Origin of the sequence: Streptomyces sp. HNM0575 (genome assembly GCF_012726265.1) — a bacterium.
Classification (GTDB): domain Bacteria; phylum Actinomycetota; class Actinomycetes; order Streptomycetales; family Streptomycetaceae; genus Streptomyces.
On record NZ_JAASAG010000009.1, the window covers coordinates 30773 to 55939 of the forward strand.

22 protein-coding genes are annotated in these 25167 nt (G+C 72.5%); 5 read left to right on the plus strand and 17 right to left on the minus strand.

Going from position 1 to position 25167, the window contains the following annotated elements:
- Positions 1-392 precede the first annotated feature (392 nt).
- The 3 genes from cobT to HCC61_RS21095 all read right to left on the minus strand — a co-directional run bounded on the left by cobT (position 393) and on the right by HCC61_RS21095 (position 7232).
- A complete protein-coding gene (cobT, locus tag HCC61_RS21085; RefSeq protein ID WP_169137622.1) occupies positions 393-4826 on the minus strand; it encodes a nicotinate-nucleotide--dimethylbenzimidazole phosphoribosyltransferase in 4434 nt (1477 codons plus the stop codon).
- Between the two features lie 255 nt (positions 4827-5081).
- Positions 5082-6425 (minus strand): precorrin-6y C5,15-methyltransferase (decarboxylating) subunit CbiE, encoded by a 1344-nt coding sequence (gene cbiE, locus HCC61_RS21090; RefSeq protein ID WP_169137624.1) that lies wholly within the window; start codon positions 6423-6425, stop codon positions 5082-5084.
- Between the two features lie 156 nt (positions 6426-6581).
- Entirely contained in the window at positions 6582-7232 is a 651-nt protein-coding gene (locus HCC61_RS21095; protein ID WP_169137626.1) for a GNAT family N-acetyltransferase, read from the minus strand.
- Positions 7233-7560: 328 nt separating this feature from the next.
- Between HCC61_RS21095 and HCC61_RS21100 the strand changes: the two genes are divergently transcribed.
- Entirely contained in the window at positions 7561-7932 is a 372-nt protein-coding gene (locus HCC61_RS21100) for a hypothetical protein (protein ID WP_169137628.1), read from the plus strand.
- Between the two features lie 187 nt (positions 7933-8119).
- On the plus strand, positions 8120-8506 hold the full coding sequence (locus HCC61_RS21105; protein WP_169138097.1) for a hypothetical protein: 387 nt from the start codon (positions 8120-8122) through the stop codon (positions 8504-8506).
- Positions 8507-8614: 108 nt separating this feature from the next.
- Here the strand turns inward: HCC61_RS21105 and HCC61_RS21110 are convergent, their stop codons facing one another.
- The 3 genes from HCC61_RS21110 to HCC61_RS21120 form a co-directional block, all read right to left on the minus strand.
- Positions 8615-9160: a GNAT family N-acetyltransferase gene (locus HCC61_RS21110; RefSeq protein ID WP_169137630.1), complete on the minus strand. Its 546-nt coding sequence runs from the start codon at positions 9158-9160 to the stop codon at positions 8615-8617.
- Positions 9161-9275: 115 nt separating this feature from the next.
- Positions 9276-9890: a sigma-70 family RNA polymerase sigma factor gene (locus tag HCC61_RS21115; protein WP_240969163.1), complete on the minus strand. Its 615-nt coding sequence runs from the start codon at positions 9888-9890 to the stop codon at positions 9276-9278.
- 101 nt (positions 9891-9991) lie between these two features.
- The gene (locus HCC61_RS21120; RefSeq protein ID WP_169137632.1) at positions 9992-11149 is read right to left on the minus strand and encodes a glycerophosphodiester phosphodiesterase; all 1158 of its coding nucleotides are present in this window, start codon (positions 11147-11149) and stop codon (positions 9992-9994) included.
- 306 nt (positions 11150-11455) lie between these two features.
- On the opposite strand from HCC61_RS21120, the gene HCC61_RS21125 reads away from it, so the two are divergent.
- Positions 11456-12136 (plus strand): lysophospholipid acyltransferase family protein, encoded by a 681-nt coding sequence (locus tag HCC61_RS21125; protein ID WP_169137634.1) that lies wholly within the window; start codon positions 11456-11458, stop codon positions 12134-12136.
- Positions 12137-12283: 147 nt separating this feature from the next.
- On the plus strand, positions 12284-13528 hold the full coding sequence (locus HCC61_RS21130) for a YihY/virulence factor BrkB family protein (RefSeq protein ID WP_169137636.1): 1245 nt from the start codon (positions 12284-12286) through the stop codon (positions 13526-13528).
- A 234-nt stretch (positions 13529-13762) separates the two neighbouring features.
- Here HCC61_RS21130 and HCC61_RS21135 read toward each other — a convergent pair whose 3' ends face one another.
- The 11 genes from HCC61_RS21135 to argC form a co-directional block, all read right to left on the minus strand.
- Positions 13763-14032 (minus strand): DUF4235 domain-containing protein, encoded by a 270-nt coding sequence (locus tag HCC61_RS21135; protein ID WP_346777311.1) that lies wholly within the window; start codon positions 14030-14032, stop codon positions 13763-13765.
- Positions 14029-14646: a DUF3618 domain-containing protein gene (locus HCC61_RS21140; protein ID WP_169137638.1), complete on the minus strand. Its 618-nt coding sequence runs from the start codon at positions 14644-14646 to the stop codon at positions 14029-14031. The genes HCC61_RS21135 and HCC61_RS21140 overlap by 4 nt, the downstream gene beginning before the upstream one ends.
- Positions 14643-15062, minus strand: coding sequence for a phage holin family protein (locus HCC61_RS21145; RefSeq protein ID WP_169137640.1), 420 nt, complete (start codon positions 15060-15062; stop codon positions 14643-14645). The genes HCC61_RS21140 and HCC61_RS21145 overlap by 4 nt, the downstream gene beginning before the upstream one ends.
- 149 nt (positions 15063-15211) lie before the next feature.
- Positions 15212-16663 (minus strand): argininosuccinate lyase, encoded by a 1452-nt coding sequence (gene argH, locus HCC61_RS21150; protein WP_169137642.1) that lies wholly within the window; start codon positions 16661-16663, stop codon positions 15212-15214.
- A gap of 123 nt (positions 16664-16786) precedes the next feature.
- Positions 16787-17983, minus strand: coding sequence for an argininosuccinate synthase (locus tag HCC61_RS21155; protein ID WP_169137644.1), 1197 nt, complete (start codon positions 17981-17983; stop codon positions 16787-16789).
- A 123-nt stretch (positions 17984-18106) separates the two neighbouring features.
- Positions 18107-18484 (minus strand): DUF488 family protein, encoded by a 378-nt coding sequence (locus tag HCC61_RS21160; RefSeq protein ID WP_169137646.1) that lies wholly within the window; start codon positions 18482-18484, stop codon positions 18107-18109.
- Positions 18485-18616: 132 nt separating this feature from the next.
- A complete protein-coding gene (locus tag HCC61_RS21165; protein WP_169137648.1) occupies positions 18617-19171 on the minus strand; it encodes an arginine repressor in 555 nt (184 codons plus the stop codon).
- A gap of 19 nt (positions 19172-19190) precedes the next feature.
- Entirely contained in the window at positions 19191-20462 is a 1272-nt protein-coding gene (locus HCC61_RS21170; protein ID WP_169137650.1) for an acetylornithine transaminase, read from the minus strand.
- Positions 20459-21490 carry an acetylglutamate kinase gene (argB, locus tag HCC61_RS21175; RefSeq protein ID WP_169137652.1) on the minus strand — a complete coding sequence of 344 codons (1032 nt, stop codon included), beginning with the start codon at positions 21488-21490 and terminating at the stop codon, positions 20459-20461. The genes HCC61_RS21170 and argB overlap by 4 nt, the downstream gene beginning before the upstream one ends.
- Entirely contained in the window at positions 21487-22641 is a 1155-nt protein-coding gene (gene argJ / locus HCC61_RS21180; RefSeq protein ID WP_169137654.1) for a bifunctional glutamate N-acetyltransferase/amino-acid acetyltransferase ArgJ, read from the minus strand. Before argJ ends, argB begins: the two co-directional genes overlap by 4 nt.
- Positions 22642-22732: 91 nt before the next feature.
- Positions 22733-23773: an N-acetyl-gamma-glutamyl-phosphate reductase gene (gene argC, locus HCC61_RS21185; RefSeq protein ID WP_169137656.1), complete on the minus strand. Its 1041-nt coding sequence runs from the start codon at positions 23771-23773 to the stop codon at positions 22733-22735.
- 203 nt (positions 23774-23976) lie between these two features.
- Between argC and HCC61_RS21190 the strand changes: the two genes are divergently transcribed.
- Entirely contained in the window at positions 23977-25110 is a 1134-nt protein-coding gene (locus HCC61_RS21190; RefSeq protein WP_169137658.1) for a hypothetical protein, read from the plus strand.
- Positions 25111-25167 lie beyond the last annotated feature (57 nt).

A 25167-nucleotide genomic window follows, 5' to 3' on the forward strand; every position in this document is an offset into this window, starting at 1 on the left:
CGGGTGCGGCTCCTCGTGTTGCTGTTGCGGAACTGGCCGCTGCGGCGCTGGAGCGGCGTGTACGTGCGGGGCGGACGGAGTGCGTGGCCGGAGAGGCACGGCGGTCCGCCGGTGTGCGGGGTGTGTGGTGTGCGGGGTGTCTGGCGGCCGGGGTGCGCGACTGTCCGGGCGCCGCCGCCCGGCGGACCCGCACGGACTGCCGCGGACAGCCTATGGCGCCGGGACCGCGGCCGCTGTTCCGCGGATCACTGCGCGGCCTCGTACGCACGCGGTTTCGCGGATACGGCCGCGCACCGGCCCGGCCGGATCGGCACCGGCGGCGCCCGGCACTGGCGCCACCGGCCCGGCCGCGCGCGGCTGCGCCCGGGCCACGCGTCCGCCGGTCCGGCCCGTCAGCCCTTCCCGGTCACGCCCGCCGAGTCGAACGTCGCGACCTCGTGCATGGCGCGCGCCGCGCTCTGCACCATCGGCAGCGCCAGCAGCGCCCCGGTGCCCTCGCCGAGCCGCAGGTCGAGATCGACCAGCGGGCGCAGGCCCAGCTTGGTGAGCGCCGCCACGTGTCCGGGCTCGGAGCTGCGGTGCCCGGCGATGCACGCGGCCATCGCCTCGGGGGCGATGCAGCGCGCGACCAGGGCGGCGGCGCCCGCGCTCACGCCGTCGAGGATCACGGGCGTACGCAGGGAGGCGCCGCCGAGGATGAGGCCGACCAGGGCGGCGTGTTCGAGGCCGCCGACGGCCGCGAGCATGCCCAGCGGATCCTCCGGATCGGGCTGGTGCACCTCCAGGGCCCGGCGTACGACGTCGACCTTGCGGGCGTGCGTCTCGTCGTTGATGCCCGTACCGCGGCCGGTCACCTCGGACGCGTCCGCGCCGGTGCAGGCCGCGACGAGCACGGCCGAAGCCGTGGTGTTGGCGATGCCCATCTCGCCGGTGAGAAGCGCCCTGTTGCCGGCCGCGACCAGGTCGCGTGCCGTCTCGATGCCGACCTCCAGGGCCCGCAGCGCATCCTCGCGCGTCATCGCCGGACCCTGCGTCATATCGGCCGTGCCGGGCAGGACCTTGCGGGGCAACAGGCCCGGCGTGGCTGGGAGTTCGCTGGCCACGCCCACATCCACGACGCAGACCTCGGCGCCGACCTGGGTCGCGAACGCGTTGCAGACGGCGCCGCCCCCGAGGAAGTTGGCCACCATCTGGGCCGTGACCTCCTGCGGCCACGGGGTGACGCCCTGGGCGTGCACACCGTGGTCCGCGGCGAAGATGGCGACGGCGGCAGGTTCCGGAAGCGGCGGCGGGCACTTGCGCGACAGCCCGCACAGCTGCGCGGAGATGATCTCCAGCATCCCGAGCGCACCCGACGGCTTGGTCATGCGCTTCTGCCGCTCCCACGCCTCGCCGAGCGCCTTGGCGTCCAGCGGGCGGATGGCGGCGACGGTGTCGGAGAGCAGGTCCTGCGGCTCCGAACCGGGCAGCACCCGGCGTCCGTACGACTCCTCGTGCACCACCCAGGACAGCGGGCGGCGCTTGGACCAGCCCGCCTGCGCCAGTTCGGGCTCGGGCGGGAACTCGTCCACGTACCCGACGCACAGATACGCCACGACCTCCAGATGCTCGGGCAGCTCCAGCGCGCGCACCATCTCGCGCTCGTCGAAGAAGCTGACCCAGCCGACGCCGAGCCCCTCGGCGCGTGCCGCCAGCCACAGGTTCTCCACGGCGAGCGCGGAGGAGTACGGGGCCATCTGCGGCTGAGTGTGGCGGCCGAGGGTGTGCCGCCCGCCGCGGGTCGGATCGGCGGTGACGACGATGTTGACCGGGGTGTCGAGGATCGCCTCGATCTTCAGTTCCTTGAACTGCTTCGCGCGTGCCTTCGGCAGCGACTCGGCGTACGCATGGCGCTGGCGCTCGGCCAGTTCGTGCATGGCACGCCGGGTCTCCTCGGAGCGGATGACGACGAAGTCCCAGGGCTGGGAGTGGCCGACGCTGGGCGCGGTGTGGGCCGCTTCGAGTACGCGCAGCAGCACCTCGTGCGGGATGGGGTCGGGGCGGAAGCCGTTGCGGATGTCGCGGCGTTCACGCATCAGGCGGTGTACGGCTTCGCGCTCTTCGTCCGCGTAGCCGGGCGCCGGAGGGCCCTCGGGTGCGGTGACGGCGTCCTCGGGGCCGTCGGCGTCCTCGGGGCCCGCGGGCTCCACGGGGTCTGCGGAATCCGCGAGTTCGGCGGGGATTGCCGTTTCCGCGGGGTCGGCGGGGTCGGCGAGCTCCGCCGGTTCGACGGCCCGTGCGGGGGCCTCGGCTCCGGGCTCGGGGGTGGTGCCGGAGTCGGGGGCGGTGCCGGGTTCGGCCTGTGCCGCGGGCTCGGTCTCTGCTTGTGTCTTCTCTTCGGCCACCGGGCCAGTGTCCGCCTCGGGCCCGGTGGCGGGAAGCGGTCCGTCGGGCACCGGTGAAGGCTCATGGAGGGCGGGCACGCCTGCGGCGTCCGCACCCTCGGTCCCGCTCGCGCTCTCTACGGCCGAGCCTTGGGGAGCCGGGTCTTCCGGCACAGCCTGGGCTTCCTCGCTTATGTGAACGGCGGGGACCGGCGGAACCGCCTCCTGTCCGGGCTGCGCGTCCACGGGCGCCGGGGCCTCGGGAGTGGTGGCGGACCGAGTGGACGCGTCGACGGGCCCGGCGGCCGGGGTCTCCCCTGCGGCGGGCATCTCCCCTGCGACGGGGGGCTGTTCAGCCACGGGGGGCTCCTCTGCGACCACGCTCTCCTGTCCGCCTTCCGCCTCCGTACGCTCCTGCGCACGGTCCTGCTCTTCCTGCTGCGGGCTGCGTGCACCGGCCTGGGCCTGCTGCTCGGGCGACCCTGGCGCCCCGGCACGGCGGCTGTGCTGCGCGGGGATGGCGACCGCCTCGGGGAGCGGGCCCGGGGCCCCTCCCGCGGCGGCGTCCGAGTCCCCTCCCGTGGGCGGGTTCTCCGCGGCTGCCGACTCGACGCCCTGCTGCTGTGCGGGGATCCTCGCCGTGTCCGCCGCGGACGCGGGGGCCTGCGCGGCCGGGCCCGTCTCCGCCGAACCGTCGACGTCGCCGTCGATCGGGCCGCCGTTCTCCTGCTGTTGGGGCTCGATGGCCTCCACCGCGGTCGAACCCGGCGAGGAGACCCACGTGTTGCCGGTGCTGTTGCTCTCGCTGGCGCTCTCTTCCTTAGCGCGGCGCCGCCGCCTGCGTCCGCCGCCGGTACGGGAGGCGGCGGGCTGTCCGTCCGCCACACCGGGCTCCTCCTGCCCGCCGTTCTCCAACTGGGCACCGTTCCCGCCCTGTTGCCCCCCGGCAGCCGGTGTTCCGGGCGCATCGGCGGGGGCGACGGAATCCGCAGGCTGCCCGGGACCGTGCCCGGCAACTGCGGACGGCACGGGCGACACGGACGGCACGGGCGGTCCCGGCTGCTCCGATGCACCGCCCGGCTGCTGCGCGTCCGCGGGTGCGGAGGCGGTGAGTCGGGGACCGGCGAACGCCATGGCCTCCTGCGGCTGCGCGCCGTTCTCAGCGTTGGCGTACGGGTCGTCCTGCGCTGCCCACGTCTCGTCCTGCGGCGGCAGCGCCCCGAGTTGGGGGCCCGGCAGGGAGCCGGCGTCCATCCGGGCAACGTCCAGATACTCGACGCTGCCGGTCGCCGGCACCGCGTCCCGGGGCGTCGCCGCTCCGTACTGCCCGGCGTGCTGAGAGCCGGACTCGCCCTGCTGCGCCGTGACTTCGGCGGCGGCTGCGACTCCGGTCGCGGTGCCGTGCGACGGCGTCTCCGCACCGGACTGACCGTCGACCGGCGCCTGACCCTCGACCGGCGCCTGACCCTGCGGTTCTACCTCCGGCTGCGGTTGTGCCTCAGCCTGCACCTGACCATGGGCCTGGGCCTGTGCCTGGGCCTGTGCGGGTGCCTGGGCCTGTGCGGCCGGACCCGGCTGCGGTTGCGGCTTGGCAGCCGGGTCCTGGCCCGTGGCCGGGGCCGGCTTCCCACGCCGCTTGGACCCGCGCGGCCCGCCGCTGATCCCACGGTCGGAGAGCGGACGTACCGCACCCGACTGCTCGGGCTCGGGCGGGCCCAGATGGAGCGGACGGCGGGGAGTCGCCTGGGCGCGGGGCGTGCCCTGGGCGGGCGTACGGCCCTCCGGGAACGCCTCCCGCACCTCGCCGCAGTCGATGGAGCCCGAGTCGCGTCCGTCCGTCTCGTGCGGACCCGGTACGTGGCCGGGGGCCGCGCCGGGACCTCCCGGGTACTGCTGCACCTCCGGCTGCTGCCCGGACTGCGGCTGCGGCTGGGCCTGCGGCTGCGAGCCCAGCAACTGCTCCTGCATGGCCTGGAGTTGGGCCCGTGCGCTGGTCTCGTGCCGGACCTCGGGCCCCGGCTGGGCCTGCGGCGGCTGCCCCGGCTGACCGCCGTACGGGTCCAAGTGCCCGTAGGAGTCGTCGAGTACGTAACCGTTCTGCTGCCCGTAGGCGTCCTGCGGCGCCGGCACCTGGGCGGCTCCGCCTGCGGCCTGCGGATCGTGCCACGCGTTGGCGCCGTGCGACCCCGGCAGCAGCGCCCCGGCATCCACCGGTTCCACACCGGGAGTCGGGACGGGATTCGAGCCGGAATTCGGACCTGGATCCGAGCCGGGATACGGGCCGGGAATCGTCCCGTGCATGCCGTCGTGAGCGAAACCCGGACCCGGTACGCCGGCGAGGCCGTCGGCCGGTCCCGTGTAGGGGTGGGGTCCGTCAGTCGGGAGCCCCGGCTGACGGTCGTCCGGCTGCCCGCCTGAATTCTCCGGCTGCCCCTCACCCGGGATCCTGCCGGTGTCAGTCATGCGTACCCCTCGCCCATCGGTAGTGCTCCTCACAGCCCCGCGAACAGCCGCCGGGCCCCGTAGTTGAAGAACGAGCGCGCACACCGTGCGGCACGTTCATCAGCCACGCGCCATACGGACATTGACGGACGAAGCGTCAACACCGCATGGCGGCACAACGATCGGTCAGCCTACCCGGGCCCGTGCTCACGTCCGTCCACCGAGGGGTGAGAAACAGCACTTCGTCGTGGTTCGTCACGCACCGGCCACAGAGATTCAGATCCGGACACCGGAAAGCAGAAAAACGACAGCACGTTCACTTTCCACCCACTCCGAGGTGTCCAGCTCCACGGACTGGAGCAGGGCGCATTCCACGCCGTAGCCGCCCTCTGCGAGCGCTCTTCCGACGGCCTCCGCCTCGTCCCTGGTACCGGCGTGCGTGACGATGCAGCCCGGGCGCCTGTCCACCACCGCCGCGACGGTGGGCACGCCTCCGCCGCCGATGCGCACGACGTCGGGCTCGGGAAAGTCTTCGAGCACCTGCGGCGCCATACCGTGCACGATCTCCAGCTGCACGCCGAAGCTGCGGGCCGCCGAGTCCGTACGGGCACAGGCGGCCGGATCCCGGTCGACGGCGATGACGGCGGCGCCGAAACGTGCCGCCTCGACGGCGAAAGCGCCGCTGCCCGCGCCGATGTCCCACACGAGGTCGCCGATGCGCGGGCCGAGGCGGGAGAGCTGGGAGGCGCGCAGCTGGCGCGATTCGCTCGCCCGTGCCGGAGCGGGGGGTTCGTATGCGGCGGCCTCGCCCGGTCTGCCCGTGAAGGCGCCGGCGGCCGTGCCGTCATCGGCGTACTGGGAGAGCGGAAGCGCCCAACCCCGCACGGCGGGCGGGTAGTCGGGGCCGTGCGCGGCGAGCCATCCGCCACCGGGGCCGCCGTGCGCCGCTCCCGGTCCGGGTGCCGTGCCGCGCGCGGATCCGGACGCGGCACCGGCGCGCGGCGCGGCGGGACCGGTCGAACCGCCCGCCACGATCACGACGTTGGGATCCCGCCACGTGTGGTCGGCGACCTTGTCCGAGGTGAGGACGGTGACTTCCTCCTGCTCCGTGCCCACCGCCTCGCAGATGACGAACGTACGGTGCACCGGGCCGAGCAGCAGCGCGAGTTCGGCCGGACCGGCTCCCGGGGAGGTGAGCACGCCGACCTTGGTGTGGGCGCGGCAGACGTTGACCGCGTGGCGCAGCGTACGGGAGTTGGCGACCACCAGCTGCGCGTCGTCCCACGGCATCCCCGCGCGGGCGAAGGCGGCGGCCACGGCGGAGACGGCGGGCACGACCTCGACCTCGAGGCCGTGTTCCGGGGCGCGGAGCGTGCGTACGACACCGAAGAAGCCCGGGTCGCCGTCGGCGAAGACGACGGCGGTGCCGCGGTGCCGGGCGATGCGCTGCGCCGCGAGCGAGACGCTGCCGAGCCTGATCTGCTCGGCGCGCGGCGGCACTTCGGGCAGCTGGAGATGGTGCGCGGCCCCGGCGACGAGCGTGGCAGCGCCGAGGGCCGAGCGGGCGGCTCCTGACAGAGGCGAACCGTCCCACCCGATCACGGTGACGCGGTCGGCCATGGGTGCGCTCTCCTGGGCTCTGGTGCTCGTCTGCTCGTCGCAGGTCGGGGGTCATCGAGCCTACCCCCGCTGCGGCGGGTGCCGGAGTCCGGGTGCGGACGCTTCCGGACATGCCTGCCTACGACGGGATTTGCACCCGCGGACCGAGCGCGGGCGCTAACGCGGCGAGTGGAGCCAGTCCGGGTACGGGGCGTAGCCGTCCGCGTCGGCGAGCTGCTCCGGGATGCCGTCGAGGTCTTCGGGCAGCAGGCTCCATACGAGGAGATCGGTCCGGATCTCGGCCCAGCCGCCGTCCTCGGTGCGGGTGCGCGCTATCCACGCGTTGCGCAGCACCCCCTCGCTGATGCAGCCGAGCTTCTGCGCGACCTGCTGTGCGGCGGTGTTGTCGGCGGCCGTACGAAGCTCCATGCGCTCGAACTTCTGGTCCTGGAACAGCCATTGGGCGAGGGCCAGGACGGACTCCGAGGCGTAGCCCTCGCCGCGCGCCCATGGGGCGACGACGTAGCCGACCTCGGTGCCGAGGATGCGCCAGTCGGTGTGGTCGAGGTGGACGAGCCCGACCAGGCGCTGGGTGAGGAACTCGGCGACGGCGAAGGCGATGCCCCGCCCCTCGGTGCGCAGGGCCGGTGCGCGCCGGAGGATGAACTCCCGTGCGTCCGACTCGCGGTAGGGCACGGGCACGGTCGTCCAGGCGGCGACGAGTTCGTCGCGCATCATCTCGGTGAGCGAGGGGACATCCGCTTCCTCGAACGGGCGCAGCACGAGACGCTCCGTGCTGATCGAGACGTCCGGAAAGGTAGAAGTCATGCGCCGCTCCATACGGATCGAGGGGCTGGGGTCGCTCCCCAGAAGACCACCGCGGGGTCTGCCGGCCGCTCTGGGAGGACCGCCGGCGGGGGTCCTGGGTGCACCAGACGTTTGCCGCAGTGCACAGCATGCAGCATCGAAGGCCGTATGCGCAGCGCCAGAAGCCCCTTCGCAGGCGGGACGCGGCACGGCAAACCGACTTGTCGATACGGGGACCTGCACCCGGACCGGCGCGCGGACCCCGCCCGGGGCCACCGCCGGACTGCGGCGCTTCGTTCCGGCGGCCCGGAGGGCGGGGCTCCCGGCGGGCCCTTCTAGACTTCGCACCGTGTTCACCCCGCTCACCGTCGTCCTGTCCGTGGCGGCGCTCGTCCTGGCCGCGTGGTGCGGCTGGGCGGCCTACCGCGACCAGCCCACCAAGGACTGGCACTTCATCGGCATGGCCGTGGTCTCGCTGCTAGCGCTCGCACAACTCGTCGTGGGCATCGTCCAGTTGGTGGGCGGGGGCGAGGCCGCGGAGGGCACGGTCATCTTCGTGGCGTATCTGGCCGCCGTCACGGCCTGCGTACCGGTGGTCGGCCTCATCTCCCTGACGGAGCGCACCAGATGGGGCTCGCTGACCGTGGCCGCGGGCGCGCTCGTGCTCGCGGTGCTCCAGGCGCGGCTGCACGAGATCTGGGGAGGCGGACATGGCGCGTGAGCCGCAGCGGCCGGTCGAGCCGTCAGAGCCGTCCGGTACGGGTTCCCACGGCCACGACACCGGCGCCGAGACCGGCACCGGAACCGGAACCGGCAGCAGCACCGGCAGCGGAACCGGCAGTGAACGCCACGGCGGTGAGGGCACCGCCAAGAAGGGCACCGCCAAGAAGGGCGCTGTCAGGGAAGGCATCGGCAAGGGCCCCGGCACCCTGCTGGTCACGCTGTACGGCATCTTCACGGTCGGGGCCGCGTCACGCTCGATCGTGCAGCTGACGACCCGCTTCGAGGAAGCGCCCCTGGCCTATGTCCTGTCGGCCGTGGCGGCGCTCGTCTACGCGTTCATCACGCTGTCGCTCGTACGGGGCGGCGAGAAGGCGCGCCGAGCGGCTCTCGGCTGCTGCTGCGTGGAGTTGCTGGGCGTGCTGACGGTGGGCACGTGGACGCTCGTGGAACCGTCGGCCTTCCCCGACGCGACCGTGTGGTCCGACTACGGCATGGGATATCTCTTCATCCCGGTGATCCTGCCGGTGACGGGGATGCTGTGGCTGCGGCGCTCACGCGCCGCAGCACACTGACTCCCGCCGGACAGCCGGGATACGACCGACGCCCGGGATACGGCGGACACCCGGGACGCTCCGGGCACCGGGACAGACGTCAGGCGCTCGCGCCCACCGGAACCGCGGTCAGACGCTCGCGCCCACCGCCGCCGAACCCGCCGGGCCACCCACCGCGCGGGCACCGCCCGCCTTCCCGCCGACGTCCTTCGTCATCGACGTCAGCCGCACCTTGCGGTCCCGCTCGGTGCTGCCGGACGTGGTGTAGCCGTACTTCCGGTACAGCCGCAGGTTTCCCTCGCTGCGGTGCCCGGTCACGAGCTGGTACCGCTTGGCGTCCCGCTCCGCGACGAGCCGCTCCTCGATGGCGGCGAGAAGCCTGCCGCCCAGCCCGTGCCGCTGGAGCCTCGGGTGTACGCACAGCCTGTCGATGCATGCCGTGCCGTCGGAGTCGACCGCGCCCCGTACCGAGCCCACGACCTCGTCACCGAGGCGGGCCACCAGCACGCAGCCGGCGGCCATTTCGGCACGCAGCCCCTCCAGGGTCTGGGTGAGGGGCGCGATCGCGTAGTCGCCGTAGGCCTCCGCCTCGCTCTGGAAGCACAGGTACTGGAGCTTAAGGATCTGCTCGGCGTCCCCATCGACCGCCGCAGAGATGGTCACGCTCATACCCATGTGCGCCTGCCTCCCCTTGTCATGGTGCGTCCGGGCACGGTTCGTATGAGGGTTTGCCGTGCCCGGACCGTCTGCCCTGGTGACGCCGATTGCTTCCCGCAGCATTCCCCCAAGTTCACGGGACGCAATCCGACGTCGCGAGCATTCTGCGCAGGCAACCCAGACATCGGGAACGAACCGGGCCCACGCTCCCCTGTGACATTCCCAACTCATCTGCGATCTCCGCGTAGGTGAGGTCCCTGCCGGAGAACAGCGCGCGCATCACGGCGGGGCACGGGCCGGGGAGCCGCGCGACGGCCGCGGCGAGAAGACGGCGCTGCTCGGCGGCGAGAACGGTGGTCTCCGCGCCGGCCCCGCCCGCCGGTTCGCCCTCGGGAAGCGGCACTTCGCGCCTGCTGCGCCGCCGGGCCCGCCTCGCCTCGGCACGTACGGCGGCACGCAGCCGGCCGGGGGAAGGAGCGGGCAGGGCGCTCCCCGGCGCCGCCGGTTCGTCCTCCAGCAGGCGCAGCCATACGGCCTGTTGCAGCTCTTCCGGGTCCTCACCGGCGGCCGCCGCCTCGGCCGCGCACTCCGCGGCGAGGAGCCTGCGCAGCGGCGCGGGCGGCAGCGACGGTTCCGTGACGGCACGTGGGCCGCGTACGGGCCGAGCCGGTACGGATCGAGCATCTACGGCCCGTACGAGTTCGGCCCGTACGAGTCCGGGCCCGGTGTGGGAGGAACGGCGGTCCATGCCGTGCGCAACGCCCGGGACCCGCACGGCGGTTGCACATACGGCGGCGACGCCACCCCCGCGGGTGACGCCGCCGCCGTGGCCGCGCTTCGTGTATCCGCTCAGCCCTTGCGGAAGTCCTCCGCCGCGAGCAGCGCCGTGTCGGCGTTGTCGGAGAAGATCCCGTCGATGCCCGTACGGAAGTACGCGCTGAACGCCCCGAACGCGTCACCGTAGGCGTTGGGGTCCGATCCCCGCCGGAACTCGGCGGGCAGGAAGGTGTTCTCGTTCCGCATCGTGTACGGGTGCAGGACCAGCCCCTGCGCGTGCGCGTCCCGTACCAGCGTGGTCGGTTCGCCGAGGGTGCCGTCCGCCTTCTTCGGGATGACGAGGTCCACCAGCGGGCCGATGCCGTCGGCGAACCGCGCCATCCACTTCAGCCCCTCCGGCTTGACCAGGTCGGCGACGGTGCGCGGATCGCCCGCCTCCACGAAGTCCCACGGCTGGGAGTCCGGCGCGTCCAGCAGGCAGACGCCGGGGCAGCCCACCAGCTTCTTCAGCTTCTCGATGCTGCTCGGCTCGAAGGACTGCACGAAGTTCGGCGAGTCCGCGCGGTGCCGCCCGTACTTGCGCAGCAGCTTCGCCACCCGCGGCTCCAGCTCCAGCCCGAGCTTGCGGAAGTAGGTGGGGTGCTTGGTCTCGATGTGCAGCCATACGGGCCTGCCGCGCCGCCTGCCCTGCTCCTGCGCCCACTTGAGCACGTCCTCGAAGACCGGGATCTCCCAGCGCCCGTCGTAGAGCGTGTTGCGCTGGCGGTTCTGCGGGATGCGCTCCTTGGCGCGCAGCGTGCGCAGTTCGGCGAGGGTGAAGTCCTCGGTGAACCAGCCGGTCAGATCCTGCCCGTCGACCTTCTTCGTCGTCTTCCGGCCCGCGAACTCCGGGTGGTCGGCGACGTTCGTGGTGGCCGTGATGTCGTTCTCGTGACGGCAGACGAGATGCCCGTCCTTGGTGGGCACGACGTCCTGCTCGATCACGTCGGCGCCCATGGCGAAGGCGAGTTCGTAGGAGCCGAAGGTGTGCTCCGGGCGGTACCCGCTGGCACCGCGGTGAGCGATGACGGCGGGCACGGGCAGCTTGCCGCCGTGCCGGTCCTTCCCGCGTGCCCCGCTCTTGTCCTCCGCGAGCGCGCTCCCGCCCGTGCCGACCGTGGCGGCACCGGCTGCTCCCAGCACGGCCGCTCCGAGCACGAGTCTCCGACCCGGCTGCTGCTCCTGTCCCATGGACTCTCCTCAGCTCGTGTCACAAATGATCCGTACGCCCGGACACTGCGGCCAGGGCGTACGACTGGCCGATCGTAGGTCGGGCCCACGTACGAGAGGGAGGCTTGGGCCCGAACATGCGGGAAACACGTCGGAGATGACACTCCGACGCACTCCGGCCCGGGGCACGGAAGACGGCGAAGAGACGCCGTTCCGTGTCAAATCCGTGTATCGGTCCGATGACCCCGGTGTGCGCGCCGCCTGCGGTGGCAAGTATCGTCCTCACCTGCGCGGGTCCGCGCGCGACGACACCGACCGGAGGAACCGTTGTCCCGTTTCCGTCTGATCAAGGCACTGCTCGGCCCGCTGCTGCGGCTGCTGTTGCGCCCGCAGGTGGAAGGGGCTGAGCGCATTCCCGGCTCCGGACCGGTGATTCTCGCCGGCAACCATCTCACCTTCATCGACTCGATGGTCCTGCCCCTGGTGACCGACCGTCAGGTGTTCTTCATCGGCAAGGACGAGTACGTGAAGGGGCGCAGCCTCAAGGGCCGCCTCATGGCGTGGTTCTTCACCGGCGTCGGCATGATCCCCGTCGACCGCGACGGCGGACGCGGAGGCGTCGCCGCGCTGATGACGGGCCGCCGCATCCTGGAGGAGGGCCGGATCTTCGGGATCTACCCGGAGGGCACCCGCTCCCCCGACGGCCGCCTCTACCGGGGCCGTACGGGCATCGCACGCCTCGCGCTGATGACCGGCGCCCCCGTGGTGCCCTTCGCGATGATCGGCACGGACGCGATCCAGCCCGGCGGCAAGGGCCTGCCGCGGCCCGCTCCGGGACGCCGCATCGCGGTGCGCTTCGGCGAGCCCCTCGACTTCGGACGCTACGAGGGCATGGACCGCGACCGTTACGTGCTGCGCGCGGTGACGGACGAGGTGATGAGCGAGGTCATGCGCCTGTCCGGCCAGGAGTACGTGGACGTCTACGCGACGAAGGCGAAGGCCGCCTGACGCGCCCTCACGCGGTGTCGCGGCGGCCGTGGCCGGACGGCGACCCGGCGCCGGGCGGCCCGGCGCCGGACACCACCGGGCGGGCCCCGGCCGGGTGAAGCCGTCACATCCCTGATTCACCGGCCGCACGGCGGCAACCCCGCAGACATGTCAGACAGCGACAACGACGGCCACGGCCGCACACCGGGGGACCGCGAACGGAACCGGGGCCGGGCGCCCGGTACGCACGAAGGGTCCGGGAGATCCGAGGAGCCCGGGAGCCCGCGGACCCACCGCGAGCAGACGGAGCCCGCCGCCTCGCCCGGAGCTGGATCCGGGGCCGAGGCCGGATCCGGGGCCAGGGCCGAGGCCGGGGCCGGAAGGGTCCCCGTCGCAGGCCCGGCCGGACTCGGCCGCCGCTCGTGGAAGGCCGTACTGCGCCGCACGGTCCGGGAGTTCAAGGAGGACGAGCTGTCCGACCGGGCGGCGGCTCTGACGTACTACGCGGTCCTGTCGGTCTTCCCCGCGCTGCTGTTGCTCGTCTCCGTACTGGGCATCCTGGGCGCGGACTTCGTCGACGCGCTGCTGTCCAACGTCTCGAAGTTCGCCCCCGGTTCGGTGCGCGACATCCTCACCGACGCCGTGTCGCAGCTCCGCGACAGCAGCAGCACGGCGAGCGTGCTGGCCGTCGTGGGCCTGCTGGGTGCGCTGTGGTCCGCTTCCAACTACGTCGCGGCCTTCATCCGTACCTCCAACGTGGTCTACGACCTCCCCGAGGGGCGGCCCGCCTGGAAGCTCACACCGGTACGGGTCGGCCTGACCGTGCTGCTGATGGTGATGCTCGCCGTCAGCACGGTCCTGGTCGTCTTCACCGGTCCCCTCGCCACACAGGCGGGCGACGCGCTCGGGCTCGGCGGCACCGCGCTCACCGCGTGGAACTACGCGAAGTGGCCCTTCCTGCTGCTGCTCGTCGCCCTGATGATCGCGCTGCTGTACTGGGGCGCGCCGAATGTGAAAGGGCGCGGGCTGCGCTGGGTGACGCCCGGGAGCGCGCTCGCGGTGCTCGTCTGGCTCGCCGCCTCCGCCGGATTCGCCGTGTACGTGGCCAACTTCGCCTCGTACAACAAGACTTACGGCACCCTCGCAGGCGTGATCATCTTCCTGGTCTGGTTGTGGATCACGAACCTGGCCATCCTGCTGGGCCTCGAATTCGACGCGGAGCTGGCGCGGCAGCGGGCCATCAGCGGCGGGCATCCCAGCCGGGAGGAGCCGTACGTGGCGCCGCGCGACACCCGGAGATGGCCCGAGTCAGGGGTACGCCGGCCGGAAGCGGGACCGGGCGAGAACGGCCCGGAGAAGGGCGGCCCGGAGGAAGGCGGCCCCGAGGAGGACGGCCCGCGACGGGCGGCGTGACCGCGGCGCCGGATCCACGGTGAGCGTGTGAGCGTGCACGGCGTACAGCGAGTCGCACAGGCACGGAGCGCCGGGAGGCCGTGCCTGCCTCCCGGCGCTCTCGTCGTGCGGACCGCCGCGCTCGCCGCCGCGGCGGCCCGCCCCACGGGGACGCTCCCAACTCGTGCGCGCTTCCGGCCGGTTCAGGCCGCGGATCGTTCAGGCCCCGCGGACCGTGCAGACCCCGCGGACCGTTCAGGCGGGCCAGGTCCCCGTGAGGCCCCGCACGCTGGTCGCACCGCCCCGGTGGATGAGCGCCTTGACGACGCCCGCGATCGCTCCCTTGAGGGCGACGGCGGGCAGGATCTCCTGCCAGCGGCGCTCCTCGTCGGAGGCGTCCGGGGTGTCGTCCTCGTGCGCGACGGCCTTCCAGACCTTGCTGAAGATCGCGCTCGCGATCATGCCGCCGAGCAGCCCGAAGATGATCGCGAAGGGCTTGTAGAGCAGCTTGACCACTGCGCTCACCACTTCCCGGACTTCCCGGACGACCCGGGATTCCCGAAGCGGCCGTGACCGCCGGTCCGGCCCATCACGCCGTGCTTCCGGGACTTGCCGTCCATCCACTGCATGGCCTGCATGTCACGCAGACCGTGCCCGCGATGCATGCCCGGGAGGTGCCGGAGGCCGTGCGAGCGGTGGACGCCCGGGATGCGGTGCGTACCGCGGATCCGCTGCATGCCCGGGATCCGCCGCAGACCGCGGTTGCGGTGCATGCCCGGCATCTTCCGGCCCATCTGCTTCCCCATGTCGTGCATGCGGTCCCTGGCCTGCTGAGGATGCAGGAGCAGATACGTCGCGAGGGCAGCGGCGCCGAGAGCGCCCACGGCCGCCATGGCCGCGCCCGGCTTGGTGAAGCCGCGGTTCGCGGCCTCCTCGGCCGTGTGCTGCATCCTCGCCTTCGCCTCGTTCGCCTCGAACAGGGCCTTGGACTTGGCGTGCGCGGCCATCTCCCGCGCATGCGCCTTGACGTCCGCCTTGCCCGCCAGCTCGGCGACCGTCTCCGCGAGCTCCGCACGGGCCTGCTCGACCTCTGCCCGCAGCTGACGGCTGTCGGTGGCGGCGGGGGACTTGCGCGTCATCGCTGGGCTCCTTCCCTGATCGCATCGACATCCGCCTTGACGCTGTCGATGGTCTGCTCGGGTTTGGGCGGTGTGGCGGAGCCCAGTTCATGCTTCCCCGCCAGCGCCATCACCCCGGCCACCAGCAGCAGGCCGCCGGCGACGATCAGGGCCGCGGCCCATACGGGCAGCGCCACGGCTATGCCCGCGATCGCCGCGAAGACCAGCGCCCACAGGGCCAGCACTCCCATGATCGCGGCCCCGCCGAACATGCCGCCGCCGAGGCCGGCACGCTTGCCCTTCTCCTTCATCTCGGCCTGAGCCAGACGCATCTCGCTGCGCACCACTTCGCTGAGCTGCTCAGAAGCCTGCTTCACCAGCTCGGCGACGGTGTTGTGGTTCGTCTCGTCCGGCCGGTGACGCACAGATCCGATCATCGCGTCTCGCCTCGCTTCGTATCGGGGAGGGCATCCGGCGGCCGGGTGCCCTCCCGCGGGGCGGCTACGCGTACGGCGTATCGGCGCAGGTCGGGACAGGTCAGGGCAGGTCCGCGGGGTCTGTGCGGCGGGCCGCCGGCACGGGCGGCTCAGCCCCGCTCGCCCGCCCACGCCCGCTGCACGGCGAGGTCCTTCCGTACCTCCGCCAGCTGGACGGCGACCGCCGAGGGCGCGGTACCGCCGCGGCCGTCCCGCGCCGCCAGGGCGCCGGGCACGGTCAGCACCTCGCGGACGCCGGGACCGAGATGCGGGGAGATCGCGGCGAACTGCTCGTCGGTGAGCTCGTCCAGCTCGACACCCTCGCGCTCGCAGACCTTCACGCACTCCCCCGCGACCTCGTGCGCAACCCGGAACGGAACGCCCTGCCGCACCAGCCACTCGGCGATGTCCGTCGCCAGCGAGAAGCCGGCGGGCGCCAGCTCCGCGAGCCGCTCCCGGTGCACGGTGAGGGTCGCGAGCATGCCGGTGAAGGCGGGCAGCAGCATCTCCAGTTGGTCGCAGGAGTCGAAGACGGGCTCCTTGTCCTCCTGGAGGTCGCGGTTGTACGCGAGCGGCAGCGCCTTGAGCGTCGCGAGCAGCCCCGTGAGGTTGCCGATCAGGCGTCCGGACTTGCCGCGGGCCAGCTCGGCGATGTCGGGGTTCTTCTTCTGCGGCATGATCGACGAGCCGGTGGAGAAGGCGTCGTGCAGCGTGACGAAGGAGAACTCCTTGGTGTTCCAGAGGATGATCTCCTCGGCGATCTTCGAGATGTCGACGCCGGTCATGGCCGTGATGAAGGCGAACTCGGCGACGAAGTCCCGGGATGCCGTCCCGTCGATCGAGTTCGCGGACGATCCGTGCTCGAAGCCGAGGTCGGCGGCGACGGCCTGCGGATCCAGGCCGAGCGACGATCCGGCCAGCGCCCCCGAGCCGTACGGGGAGACCGCCGTACGGGAGTCCCACTGCCGCAGCCGCTCCGCGTCCCGCGAGAGGGCCTGCGCGTGTGCGAGCACGTGGTGGGCGAAGAGCACGGGCTGGGCGTGCTGGAGGTGGGTGCGGCCGGGCATCGCGACGTCCGGGTGCGCCTCGGCGAGGCCGACGAGGGCTTCCTGAAGGTCGGCGAGCAGCCCGCCGAGGATGCGGGCGTGGTCGCGCAGATACATGCGGAAGAGCGTGGCGACCTGGTCGTTGCGCGAGCGGCCCGCGCGGAGCTTGCCGCCCAGGTCGAGGCCGAGGCGCTCCAGCAGGCCCCGCTCCAGCGCGGTGTGCACGTCCTCGTCGGCGATGGTGCCGGTGAACGTGCCGTCGGCGACGTCCCGTTCGAGCCGGTCGAGCCCCTCGGTCATCTCGCGCAGCTCGTCGGCGGTCAGCAGACCGGCCTTGTGCAGCACGCGGGCGTGGGCGCGGGAGCCCGCGATGTCGTACGGGGCGAGCCGCCAGTCGAAGTGCACGGAGGCGGAGAGCTTCTCCAGCGCCTCGGAGGGACCGTCGGCGAAGCGGCCGCCCCACAGCCGTACGTCCTGGCCTGTGGCCTCGGGCTGCGGCGCTTCGTTGCTGGGCATGACGTGCTCTCCTCGGGGTGGGTGTCAACGCGACGCCTCCCCGCCGGATGCGGCGGGGAGGCGCTGTATGAGGTGGATGAGGTGGTCCGGGCGGGCCCTGGCCCGCGGGCCGTGGACCGCAGACTACTGGGCCAGGTCCCGCTTCGCGGCGATCTTGCTGGACATGCCGAACAGCTCGATGAAGCCCTTCGACATGGACTGGTCGAAGGTGTCGCCGCTGTCGTACGTCGCGAGGTTGAAGTCGTAGAGCGACTGCTGGGAGCGCCGGCCGGTGACGACGGCCCGCCCGCCGTGCAGCGTCATCCGGATGTCGCCGCTGACGTGCTCGCTGGCCTCGTCGATGAAGCCGTCAAGGGCGCGCTTGAGCGGGGAGAACCACAGGCCGTCGTAGACGAGTTCGGCCCACCGCTGCTCGACCTGCCGCTTGTAGCGGGCCAGTTCGCGTTCGACGGTGACGTTCTCCAGCTCCTGGTGCGCGGTGATGAGGGCGATGCCGCCCGGGGACTCGTACACCTCACGGGACTTGATGCCCACCAGCCGGTCCTCGACCATGTCGATCCGGCCGACGCCCTGGGCTCCCGCCCGGTCGTTGAGCTGCTGGATCGCCTGGAGGACGCTCACCGGCTTGCCGTCGAGTGCGACGGGCACGCCCTCCTCGAAGGTGACGACGACCTCGTCCGCCTCGCGCGGAGTGACCGGGTTCTCGGTGTACTCGTAGACGTCCTCGATCGGCGCGTTCCAGATGTCCTCCAGGAACCCGGTCTCGACGGCCCGCCCGAAGACGTTCTGGTCGATGGAGTACGGGGACTTCTTGCTCGTCGCGATCGGCAGGCCCTTGTCCTCGCAGAAGGCGATCGCCTTGTCCCGGGTCATCGCGTAGTCCCGCACGGGGGCGATGCACTTCAGGTCGGGGGCGAGGGAGGAGATGCCGGCCTCGAACCGCACCTGGTCGTTGCCCTTGCCGGTGCAGCCGTGGGCGACGGTGGTCGCGCCGTGCTTGTGCGCGGCGTCCACCAGGTGCTTGACGATGGTGGGCCGGGAGAGGGCGGAGACCAGCGGATAGCGGTCCATGTAGAGCGCGTTGGCCTTGATGGCCGGGAGGCAGTACTCGTCGGCGAACTCCTCCTTGGCGTCCGCCACTTCGGCCTCGACGGCACCGCAGGCGAGGGCGCGCTTGCGGATGACGTCGAGGTCCTCGCCTCCCTGGCCCACATCGACGGCGACGGCGACGACCTCGGCCCCGGTCTCCTCGGCGATCCAGCCGATGCAGACGGAGGTGTCAAGGCCGCCGGAGTAGGCGAGTACGACGCGCTCAGCCACGGGGTTTCTCCTTACGGTGCATACGCTGACTGGTATAAGTATGCACTGCACCGTATGCTTCGTCAACGTGGCTGGTCAGAGGCTCGCAGAGGGGCCGGGGGCGGCCAGGGCAGGAGGCGGCGGTCAGCGTCCGCCGCCGAGTTCCTCCCGCAGCACCGCGGCGTGGCTGTGATCCAGCTGGTCGTCCTTGACCGCGGTCAGCAGCGTCACGGTGCCGCCGTCGATGCGCTCCCGCAGCCGGTCCAGCGCCTCACCGGCCTCCGGCTCGGCCAGCTCGGCGCGGTAGCGCTGGGCGAACTCGCCGTAGCGCTCCGGGTCGTGGGAGTACCACTTGCGCAGTTCGGTCGAGGGGGCGACCTGCTTGGCCCACTCGTCGAGCCGCGCGTCCTCCTTCTTCATTCCGCGGGGCCACACCCGGTCCACGAGCACCCGCAGCCCGTCCTCCCGCGGCCTGGCCGCCTCGTACACCCGCCGCACCCGTACATGCTTCGCCTTGGTCATGTCTCAAGGGTGGGACAGCGAAGGACGGGGCGCACGGCCGGGGAACGGCCCGGAGTACGGGCGCCGCCCGCGGCGGCCGCGACGCCCTCGGCCGACCGCGACGAGAGTGACCGGCGAGCGCGGTGCCGCGGCTCAGTGCTCCTTCTGCGCCAGGTTCAGCAGATGACCCGCGAGGGCCTGGCCCCCGTCGGGGGCGCGGCTGATGAGCAGGAGCGTGTCGTCGCCCGCGATGGTGCCGATGATGTCGTGGACGCCGGCCTGGTCGATGGCGGAGGCGAGGAACTGGGCGGCGCCCGGCGGCGTGCGCAGCACCACCAGATTCGCCGACGCCTCGGCGGAGATGAGGAGTTCGCCCGCCAGCCGGGCCATTCGCGCCTCGCTCGCGGACTCGCCCAGCGGGGCCTTCGGCGTGCGGTCGCCGCCCTCACCGGGCACCGCGTAGATCAGCTCGCCTCCTGTGTTGCGGATCTTCACCGCGCCCAGCTCGTCCAGGTCGCGGGAGAGCGTGGCCTGCGTGACGGAGAGGCCGTCGTCGGCGAGGAGCTTGGCGAGCTGGCTCTGCGAGCGCACCGGCTGCCGGTTGAGGATGTCGACGATCCGGCGGTGCCGGGCCGTACGGGTCTGCGGCACGGCGGGGCCCCCGTAACCGTTGCCCAGCTCCTGCTCCTGCGCGTACCCCTCGGTCATCGGCCCGGTCCCCTTCGGCTCATCGGCTCTTCTGCCCGCCGTCGACCGCGTCCAGAACCGCGGGGAGAGCCCGGACGAGGGCGTCCACCTCGCCCTCGGTGACGATCAGCGGCGGAGCGAGCCGTACGACATCCGGCGCGACCGCGTTGACCAGGAACCCCGCGTCCTGAGCCGCTTGCTGCACTTGAGGTGCGACGGGCTCGGTGAGCACGATACCCAGCAGCAGTCCCGCCCCGCGGACCTGCTCGACGAGCGGATGTCCGATCGACCAGATCCCGTCACGCAGCCGCTCCCCCAACCGGCCCGCGCGCGCGGGCAGTTCCTGCTCGGCGAGGGTCCGCAGCACCGCGAGAGCCGCAGCGCACGCCACCGGATTGCCGCCGAAGGTCGAGCCGTGCTGCCCGGCGGTGAGCAGTCCCGCCGTCTCGCCGAAGAACATCGCCGCACCCAGCGGCAGACCGCCGCCGAGGCCCTTGGCCAGGGTGATGATGTCCGGTTCCACGCCCTGCGCCTGGCACGCGAACCAGTGGCCGGTACGCCCTATGCCTGTCTGGATCTCGTCGACGACGAGGAGCGTCCCGGTGGCGCGCGTGATGTCGCGGGCCGCGGCCAGATACCCCTCGGGCGGTACGACGACGCCGTTCTCCCCCTGCACCGGTTCGACGATGACGAGGGCGGTGTCCGTGGTGACGGCGGCCCGCAGCGCCTCGGCGTCCCCGTACGGCACATGTGTGACGTCGCCGGGCAGCGGCTCGAACGGCGCCTGCTTGGCGGGCTGTCCGGTCAGCGCCAGTGCGCCCATGGTGCGTCCGTGGAAGCCGCCCTCCGTGGCGACCATGTGCGTACGGCCCGTGCGGCGCCCGGCCTTGACGGCGGCCTCGACGGCTTCGGTGCCGGAGTTGCAGAAGTAGACGCGGCCCTCGCGCCCGGCCAACTCCAGCAGCCGCTCGGCCAGTTCGACGGGCGGCTCGGCGATGAAGAGGTTGGAGACATGGCCGAGCGTGGCGATCTGGTCGGAGACGGCACGTACGACCGCGTCGTGGGCGGTGCCGAGGGCGTTGACGGCGATGCCGCCCACGAAGTCGGTGTAGGCCTTGCCCCGGTCGTCCCAGAGGGTGCTGCCCTGACCGTGCGTCAGCGAGATGCGCGGGGTGCCGTAGTTGCCTGCCAGCGCGGACTCCCAGCGGTCCGTGAGTGCGGGACCGGCGGTGCCGGCCGCGGCGCCGTTCGAGGCGGCAGCGGTGGCGGCGGTGGCGCCGGTCCCGGCTGTCGTTCCGTGTGCGGTGCTCATGGCGCGGGCTCCCCCTCACGCTTGTCGGGCACGACCATCGTGCCGATGCCCTCGTCGGTGAAGATCTCCAGCAGGATCGAGTGCGGTACGCGTCCGTCCAGCACGCGGGCCGTGCGGACTCCGTTGCGTACGGCGTGCAGACAGCCCTCCATCTTGGGGACCATGCCGCTGGCCAGCTCGGGCAGCAGCTTCTCCAGTTCCGTGGCGGTGAGTTCGCTGACGACCTCGTCGCTGTTGGGCCAGTCCGCGTACAGGCCCTCGACGTCGGTGAGCACCATCAGCGTCTCGGCGCCCAGGGCGGCGGCGAGCGCGGCGGCGGCGGTGTCGGCATTGACGTTGTAGACGCCGACGCCGCCGTGGCCGCCGGCGCCGAACGCGTCACCACCGTTCCCGTCACCGTCGTTCCCGTTCCCGTCGCCGTCCGCCCCGCCGGCCGGGTCGTCAGCCGGGTCGTCGGCCGGGTCGGCGCTGCGGGCGATGGAGGAGATGACGGGGATGCGGCCGTCGTCCAGCAGCGCCTGGATCGCTCCGGTCTCGATGCTGTCGATGTCGCCGACGCGGCCTATGTCGACCGCCTCGCCGTCGATCTGCGCATAGCGCTTGGTGGCGGCCATGATGTGCGCGTCCTCGCCGGTCATGCCGACGGCGAGCGGCCCGTGACGGTTGAGCAGGTTGACCAGCTCGCGCTGGACCTGGCCCGCGAGGACCATCCGTACGACGTCCATGGTCTCGGGAGTGGTCACGCGCAGACCGGCCTTGAACTCCGACTCCAGCCCGAGACGGGCCAGTTGGGCGCTGATCTGCGGACCGCCGCCGTGCACGACGACCGGGCGCAGGCCCGCCTGGCGCAGGAAGACGACGTCCTGCGCGAAGGCGGCCTTCAGCTCCTGGTCGACCATGGCGTTGCCGCCGAACTTGATGACGACCGTCCGGCCGTTGTGCCGTGTGAGCCAGGGCAGCGCCTCGATGAGCGTCCGCGCCTTGGGCAGCGCGGTGTGCCTGCGGGTGGGATGCGCCGGATCGTTCATGAGCTGTACGCGCTGTTCTCGTGCACGTAGTCGGCCGTCAGGTCGTTGGTCCACACGACCGCGGAGTCGGAGCCGGCGGCGAGGTCGGCGGTGATGCGCACCTCGCGGTAGCGCATGTCGACCTTGTCGCGGTCCTCGCCCGTCGCGCCGTTCTGGCACACCCACACGCCGTTGACGGCGACGTTGAGGCTGTCCGGGTCGAAGGCCGCGCCGGTGGTGCCGATCGCGGAGAGCACCCGGCCCCAGTTGGGATCCTCGCCGTGCACGGCGCACTTGAGCAGATTGTTGCGGGCGATGGAGCGCCCGACCTCGACGGCGTCGTCCTCGCTCGCCGCGCCCACGACCTCGATGCGGATGTCCTTGGAGGCGCCCTCCGCGTCGTGGATCAGCTGCTGCGCGAGATCGTCGCAGACCGCCCGTACGGCCTCGGCGAACTCCTGGGCGTCCGGGGCCACTTGGGACGCGCCGGAGGCGAGCAGCAGCACCGTGTCGTTGGTGGAGAGGCAGCCGTCGGAGTCGACCCGCTCGAAGGTGGTGCGGGTGGCGTCGCGCAGCGCGCCGTCCAGCGCCGCCGCATCCAGGTCGGCGTCCGTGGTGAGCACGACCAGCATGGTCGCCAGGGAGGGAGCGAGCATGCCCGCGCCCTTGGCCATGCCGCCCACCGTCCAGCCGCCGGAACCCCGCGCCACCGCCGTCTTGTGCACGGTGTCGGTGGTCTTGATGGCCAGGGCCGCCTTCTCACCGCCGTACTCCGAGAGCTGCGCCGCCGCCTCGTCGACGCCCGGCAGCACCCTGTCCATGGGGAGCCGCGTGCCGATCAGCCCCGTCGAGCAGACGGCCACCTCGGCGGCGCTGTGGCCGAGTGCGGCGGCGGCCTGCTCGGCCGTGGCGTGGGTGTCCTGAAAGCCGAGCGGGCCCGTACAGGCGTTGGCGCCACCGGAGTTGAGCACCACGGACGAGACACGGCCGCCCTTGATCACCTGCTGCGACCAGAGCACCGGCGCGGCCTTGACGCGGTTCGCGGTGAAGACTCCGGCGGCCGCGCGGCTCGGCCCCTGGTTGACCACCAGCGCCAGGTCCGGGCCGCCGCTGTCCTTGATGCCGGCCGCGATGCCCGCGGCAGCGAATCCCTTCGCCGCTGTCACGCTCACTCTGCTTCTCCGTTCGCTTCGAGGCCCGCTTCGAGAACCGCCGCGGAGCCCGCTGCGGGTCCCGCTTCCGCTGCGCCGCCGCCCGTGCCGCTCACGGCGCGGTGCCCACGACGGGCAGCCCGAGCTCCTCGGGAAGCCCGAGGGCGATGTTCATGCTCTGCACCGCTCCGCCCGCGGTGCCCTTGGTGAGGTTGTCCACTGCCGCGACGACGACGACGCGACCCGCCGCCGCGTCCAGCGCCAGCTGGAGCTGGACGGTGTTGGAGCCGTACACGGAGCCCGTCGCCGGCCACTGCCCCTCGGGCAGCAGCGTGACGAACTGCTCGTCCCCGTACGCCTTTTCATAGGCGGCACGCAGTTGCGCGCCCAGCTCCTCCGTCCCGGAGCCCGGCCTCGCCTTCGCGCTGCACGTGGCGAGGATGCCGCGGGGCATCGGGGCGAGGGTGGGCGTGAAGGAGACGCTGACGGCCTCCCCGGCCGCCGCCGAGAGGTTCTGCACCATCTCCGGTGTGTGCCGGTGCACGCCACCCACTCCGTACGGGCTCATGGAGCCCATGACCTCGCTGCCCAGCAGGTACGGCTTGAGCGACTTGCCCGCGCCGGAGGTGCCGGTCGCCGCGACGATGACGGCCTCCGGCTCGGCCAGCCCCGCCGCATAGGCGGGCACGAGCGCGAGGGAGACGGCGGTCGGATAGCAGCCGGGCACCGCGATGCGGCGGGCTCCGGCGAGCGCGGCGCGCGCACCGGGCAGCTCGGGCAGTCCGTAGGGCCAGGTGCCGGCGTGCGGTGTGCCGTAGAAGCGCTCCCAGGCCTGGGCGTCGGAGAGGCGGAAGTCCGCGCCGCAGTCCACGACGAGCACGTCCTCCCCCAGCTCCCGGGCGACCGCCGCGGACTGCCCGTGCGGCAGGGCGAGGAAGACGACGTCGTGCCCGGACAGCGCGGAGACCGTGGTCTCCTCCAGCACCCGGTCCGCGTACGGAAGCAGGTGCGGCTGGAGCGCGCCGAGCGTGCTCCCCGCGCTGGAGTTGGCGGTGAGCGCTCCGACCTCGGTCCCGGGGTGTGCGGCCAGCAGGCGCAGGATCTCGCCGCCCGCGTATCCGCTCGCCCCCGCGACCGCTGCTCGTACAGTCATCGATCCCTCCTCGTCGCCAGCATGACTATACGCAGGTCGGCACTTTTATGCAAAGTCGTTTTCCGGTCATCCGGCGTCGCGGGATGATCAAGGCTTCTGGCGAGGAAGGGGCGAGAGACGGCGAGGACGCACCGCCGGCCGTCCCGCTCCGGCGATGATCCGGAATTCAAGCGGCCGGCGGCCCCCGACCGTATGTTGGCGGCGTGGCAATCGAGATAGCCAAGGGCACCGCGCGGCAGCTCGTACGCGAACAGACCCATGCGCTGATCCAGGTCCGCTCACCCGAAGTGGCAGGCGCCACCAAGGCGTTGGAAGCCGCCGTCACGGAGATCGCGCAGCTCGAAGCCGATCCTCGCGACGGGCCCGATCCGGACGCCGAGGACGCCACCGGCCCGAAGTGCATGTCGAACGTCATCCCCTCGCCGTCCGGTCCGATGCTGTGGCTCGATCTCGGCGAGGACCTCGGGGCGATGGCCGTCCGCAGGATCCCCAAGCTGATCGCGAAGGCCCTGCGGAAGGCAGGGGTGTCCGAGGCGACCGTGGCCTGCCCCCAACGCGGCGGCCCGCTGGACGAGTTGATCAGCTGGCGGCCCGAGGATTACCCGTTCGGGAGCGGAATGGTGGCGTGGGCGCCGCCCGGCACGGCCGTGCCGGACAGCTGGGTGGACGCCGCAATGGACTGGCTCTCCGACCTTGGCGCCGATGACGGTCTCTGGGCCAACGTCGCCATGGTGCAGTTCAGGCTCGACGCCGACGCCGGCCGCCGGCTGCTGCGCGCCGTCATCGACAGCCGGTCCGACGGTTGCCTGCTGGTCGCCGGCGATCTGCGCAGGCGCGTCCGCACCGTGCACGCCTGCGCCATCTTCGACAGCAAGCTCACGCTGGCGGAGCGCGGACCCGAGTTCGGTTCCCAGGACCGGGTCGACACCGCCGAGGAGCTGGCCGGCATCGGCCGTGGCCTCGCGGGCGACGTGGAGTACGCGGCCGTGGACCTCGATGTCGGCTACGACTTCAACGGGGACTACCAGTGCGGCAAGCTCCGCTCCAGGCTGTTCCAGCACTGGGGGACCGAGGTCGTCGACGGTGTCTTCTGGTGGCAGGTCCTCGGCGAGGGCCACCTCGCGCGCATGCGCGACACCACCGGCTGCGTCGCGCTGACCGCACCGGGCCGGTACGAGATGCGGTGCGGGCAGGCCGCCGAGTGGCTGCCCGACCTGCCCTCGCGCTCCCAACTCCAGCAAGCGTGCGCCGACAAGCTCGCCCACTGCCTCGACGACGCCGTCCGCAACCCCGAGGGAGGACTGATGCTGCCTCCCCTCCCCGGCGAGGACGGCTGACGTACGTGAGCACCGTTTGTACGGGTCCGCACGATCACGGCGGGGCGGCCCGAGGCG

Bases quoted from the DNA above. Each gene is read 5' to 3' on its own strand.
- cobT (WP_169137622.1), bottom strand. From the start codon at position 4,826: ATGACTGACACCGGCAGGATCCCGGGTGAGGGGCAGCCGGAGAATTCA.
- cbiE (WP_169137624.1), bottom strand. From the start codon at position 6,425: ATGGCCGACCGCGTCACCGTGATCGGGTGGGACGGTTCGCCTCTGTCA.
- HCC61_RS21095 (WP_169137626.1), bottom strand. From the start codon at position 7,232: ATGACTTCTACCTTTCCGGACGTCTCGATCAGCACGGAGCGTCTCGTG.
- HCC61_RS21110 (WP_169137630.1), bottom strand. From the start codon at position 9,160: ATGGGTATGAGCGTGACCATCTCTGCGGCGGTCGATGGGGACGCCGAG.
- HCC61_RS21115 (WP_240969163.1), bottom strand. From the start codon at position 9,890: ATGGACCGCCGTTCCTCCCACACCGGGCCCGGACTCGTACGGGCCGAA.
- HCC61_RS21120 (WP_169137632.1), bottom strand. From the start codon at position 11,149: ATGGGACAGGAGCAGCAGCCGGGTCGGAGACTCGTGCTCGGAGCGGCC.
- HCC61_RS21130 (WP_169137636.1), top strand. From the start codon at position 12,284: ATGTCAGACAGCGACAACGACGGCCACGGCCGCACACCGGGGGACCGC.
- HCC61_RS21140 (WP_169137638.1), bottom strand. From the start codon at position 14,646: ATGACGCGCAAGTCCCCCGCCGCCACCGACAGCCGTCAGCTGCGGGCA.
- HCC61_RS21145 (WP_169137640.1), bottom strand. From the start codon at position 15,062: ATGATCGGATCTGTGCGTCACCGGCCGGACGAGACGAACCACAACACC.
- argH (WP_169137642.1), bottom strand. From the start codon at position 16,663: ATGCCCAGCAACGAAGCGCCGCAGCCCGAGGCCACAGGCCAGGACGTA.
- HCC61_RS21160 (WP_169137646.1), bottom strand. From the start codon at position 18,484: ATGACCAAGGCGAAGCATGTACGGGTGCGGCGGGTGTACGAGGCGGCC.
- HCC61_RS21165 (WP_169137648.1), bottom strand. From the start codon at position 19,171: ATGACCGAGGGGTACGCGCAGGAGCAGGAGCTGGGCAACGGTTACGGG.
- HCC61_RS21170 (WP_169137650.1), bottom strand. From the start codon at position 20,462: ATGAGCACCGCACACGGAACGACAGCCGGGACCGGCGCCACCGCCGCC.
- argB (WP_169137652.1), bottom strand. From the start codon at position 21,490: ATGAACGATCCGGCGCATCCCACCCGCAGGCACACCGCGCTGCCCAAG.
- argC (WP_169137656.1), bottom strand. From the start codon at position 23,773: ATGACTGTACGAGCAGCGGTCGCGGGGGCGAGCGGATACGCGGGCGGC.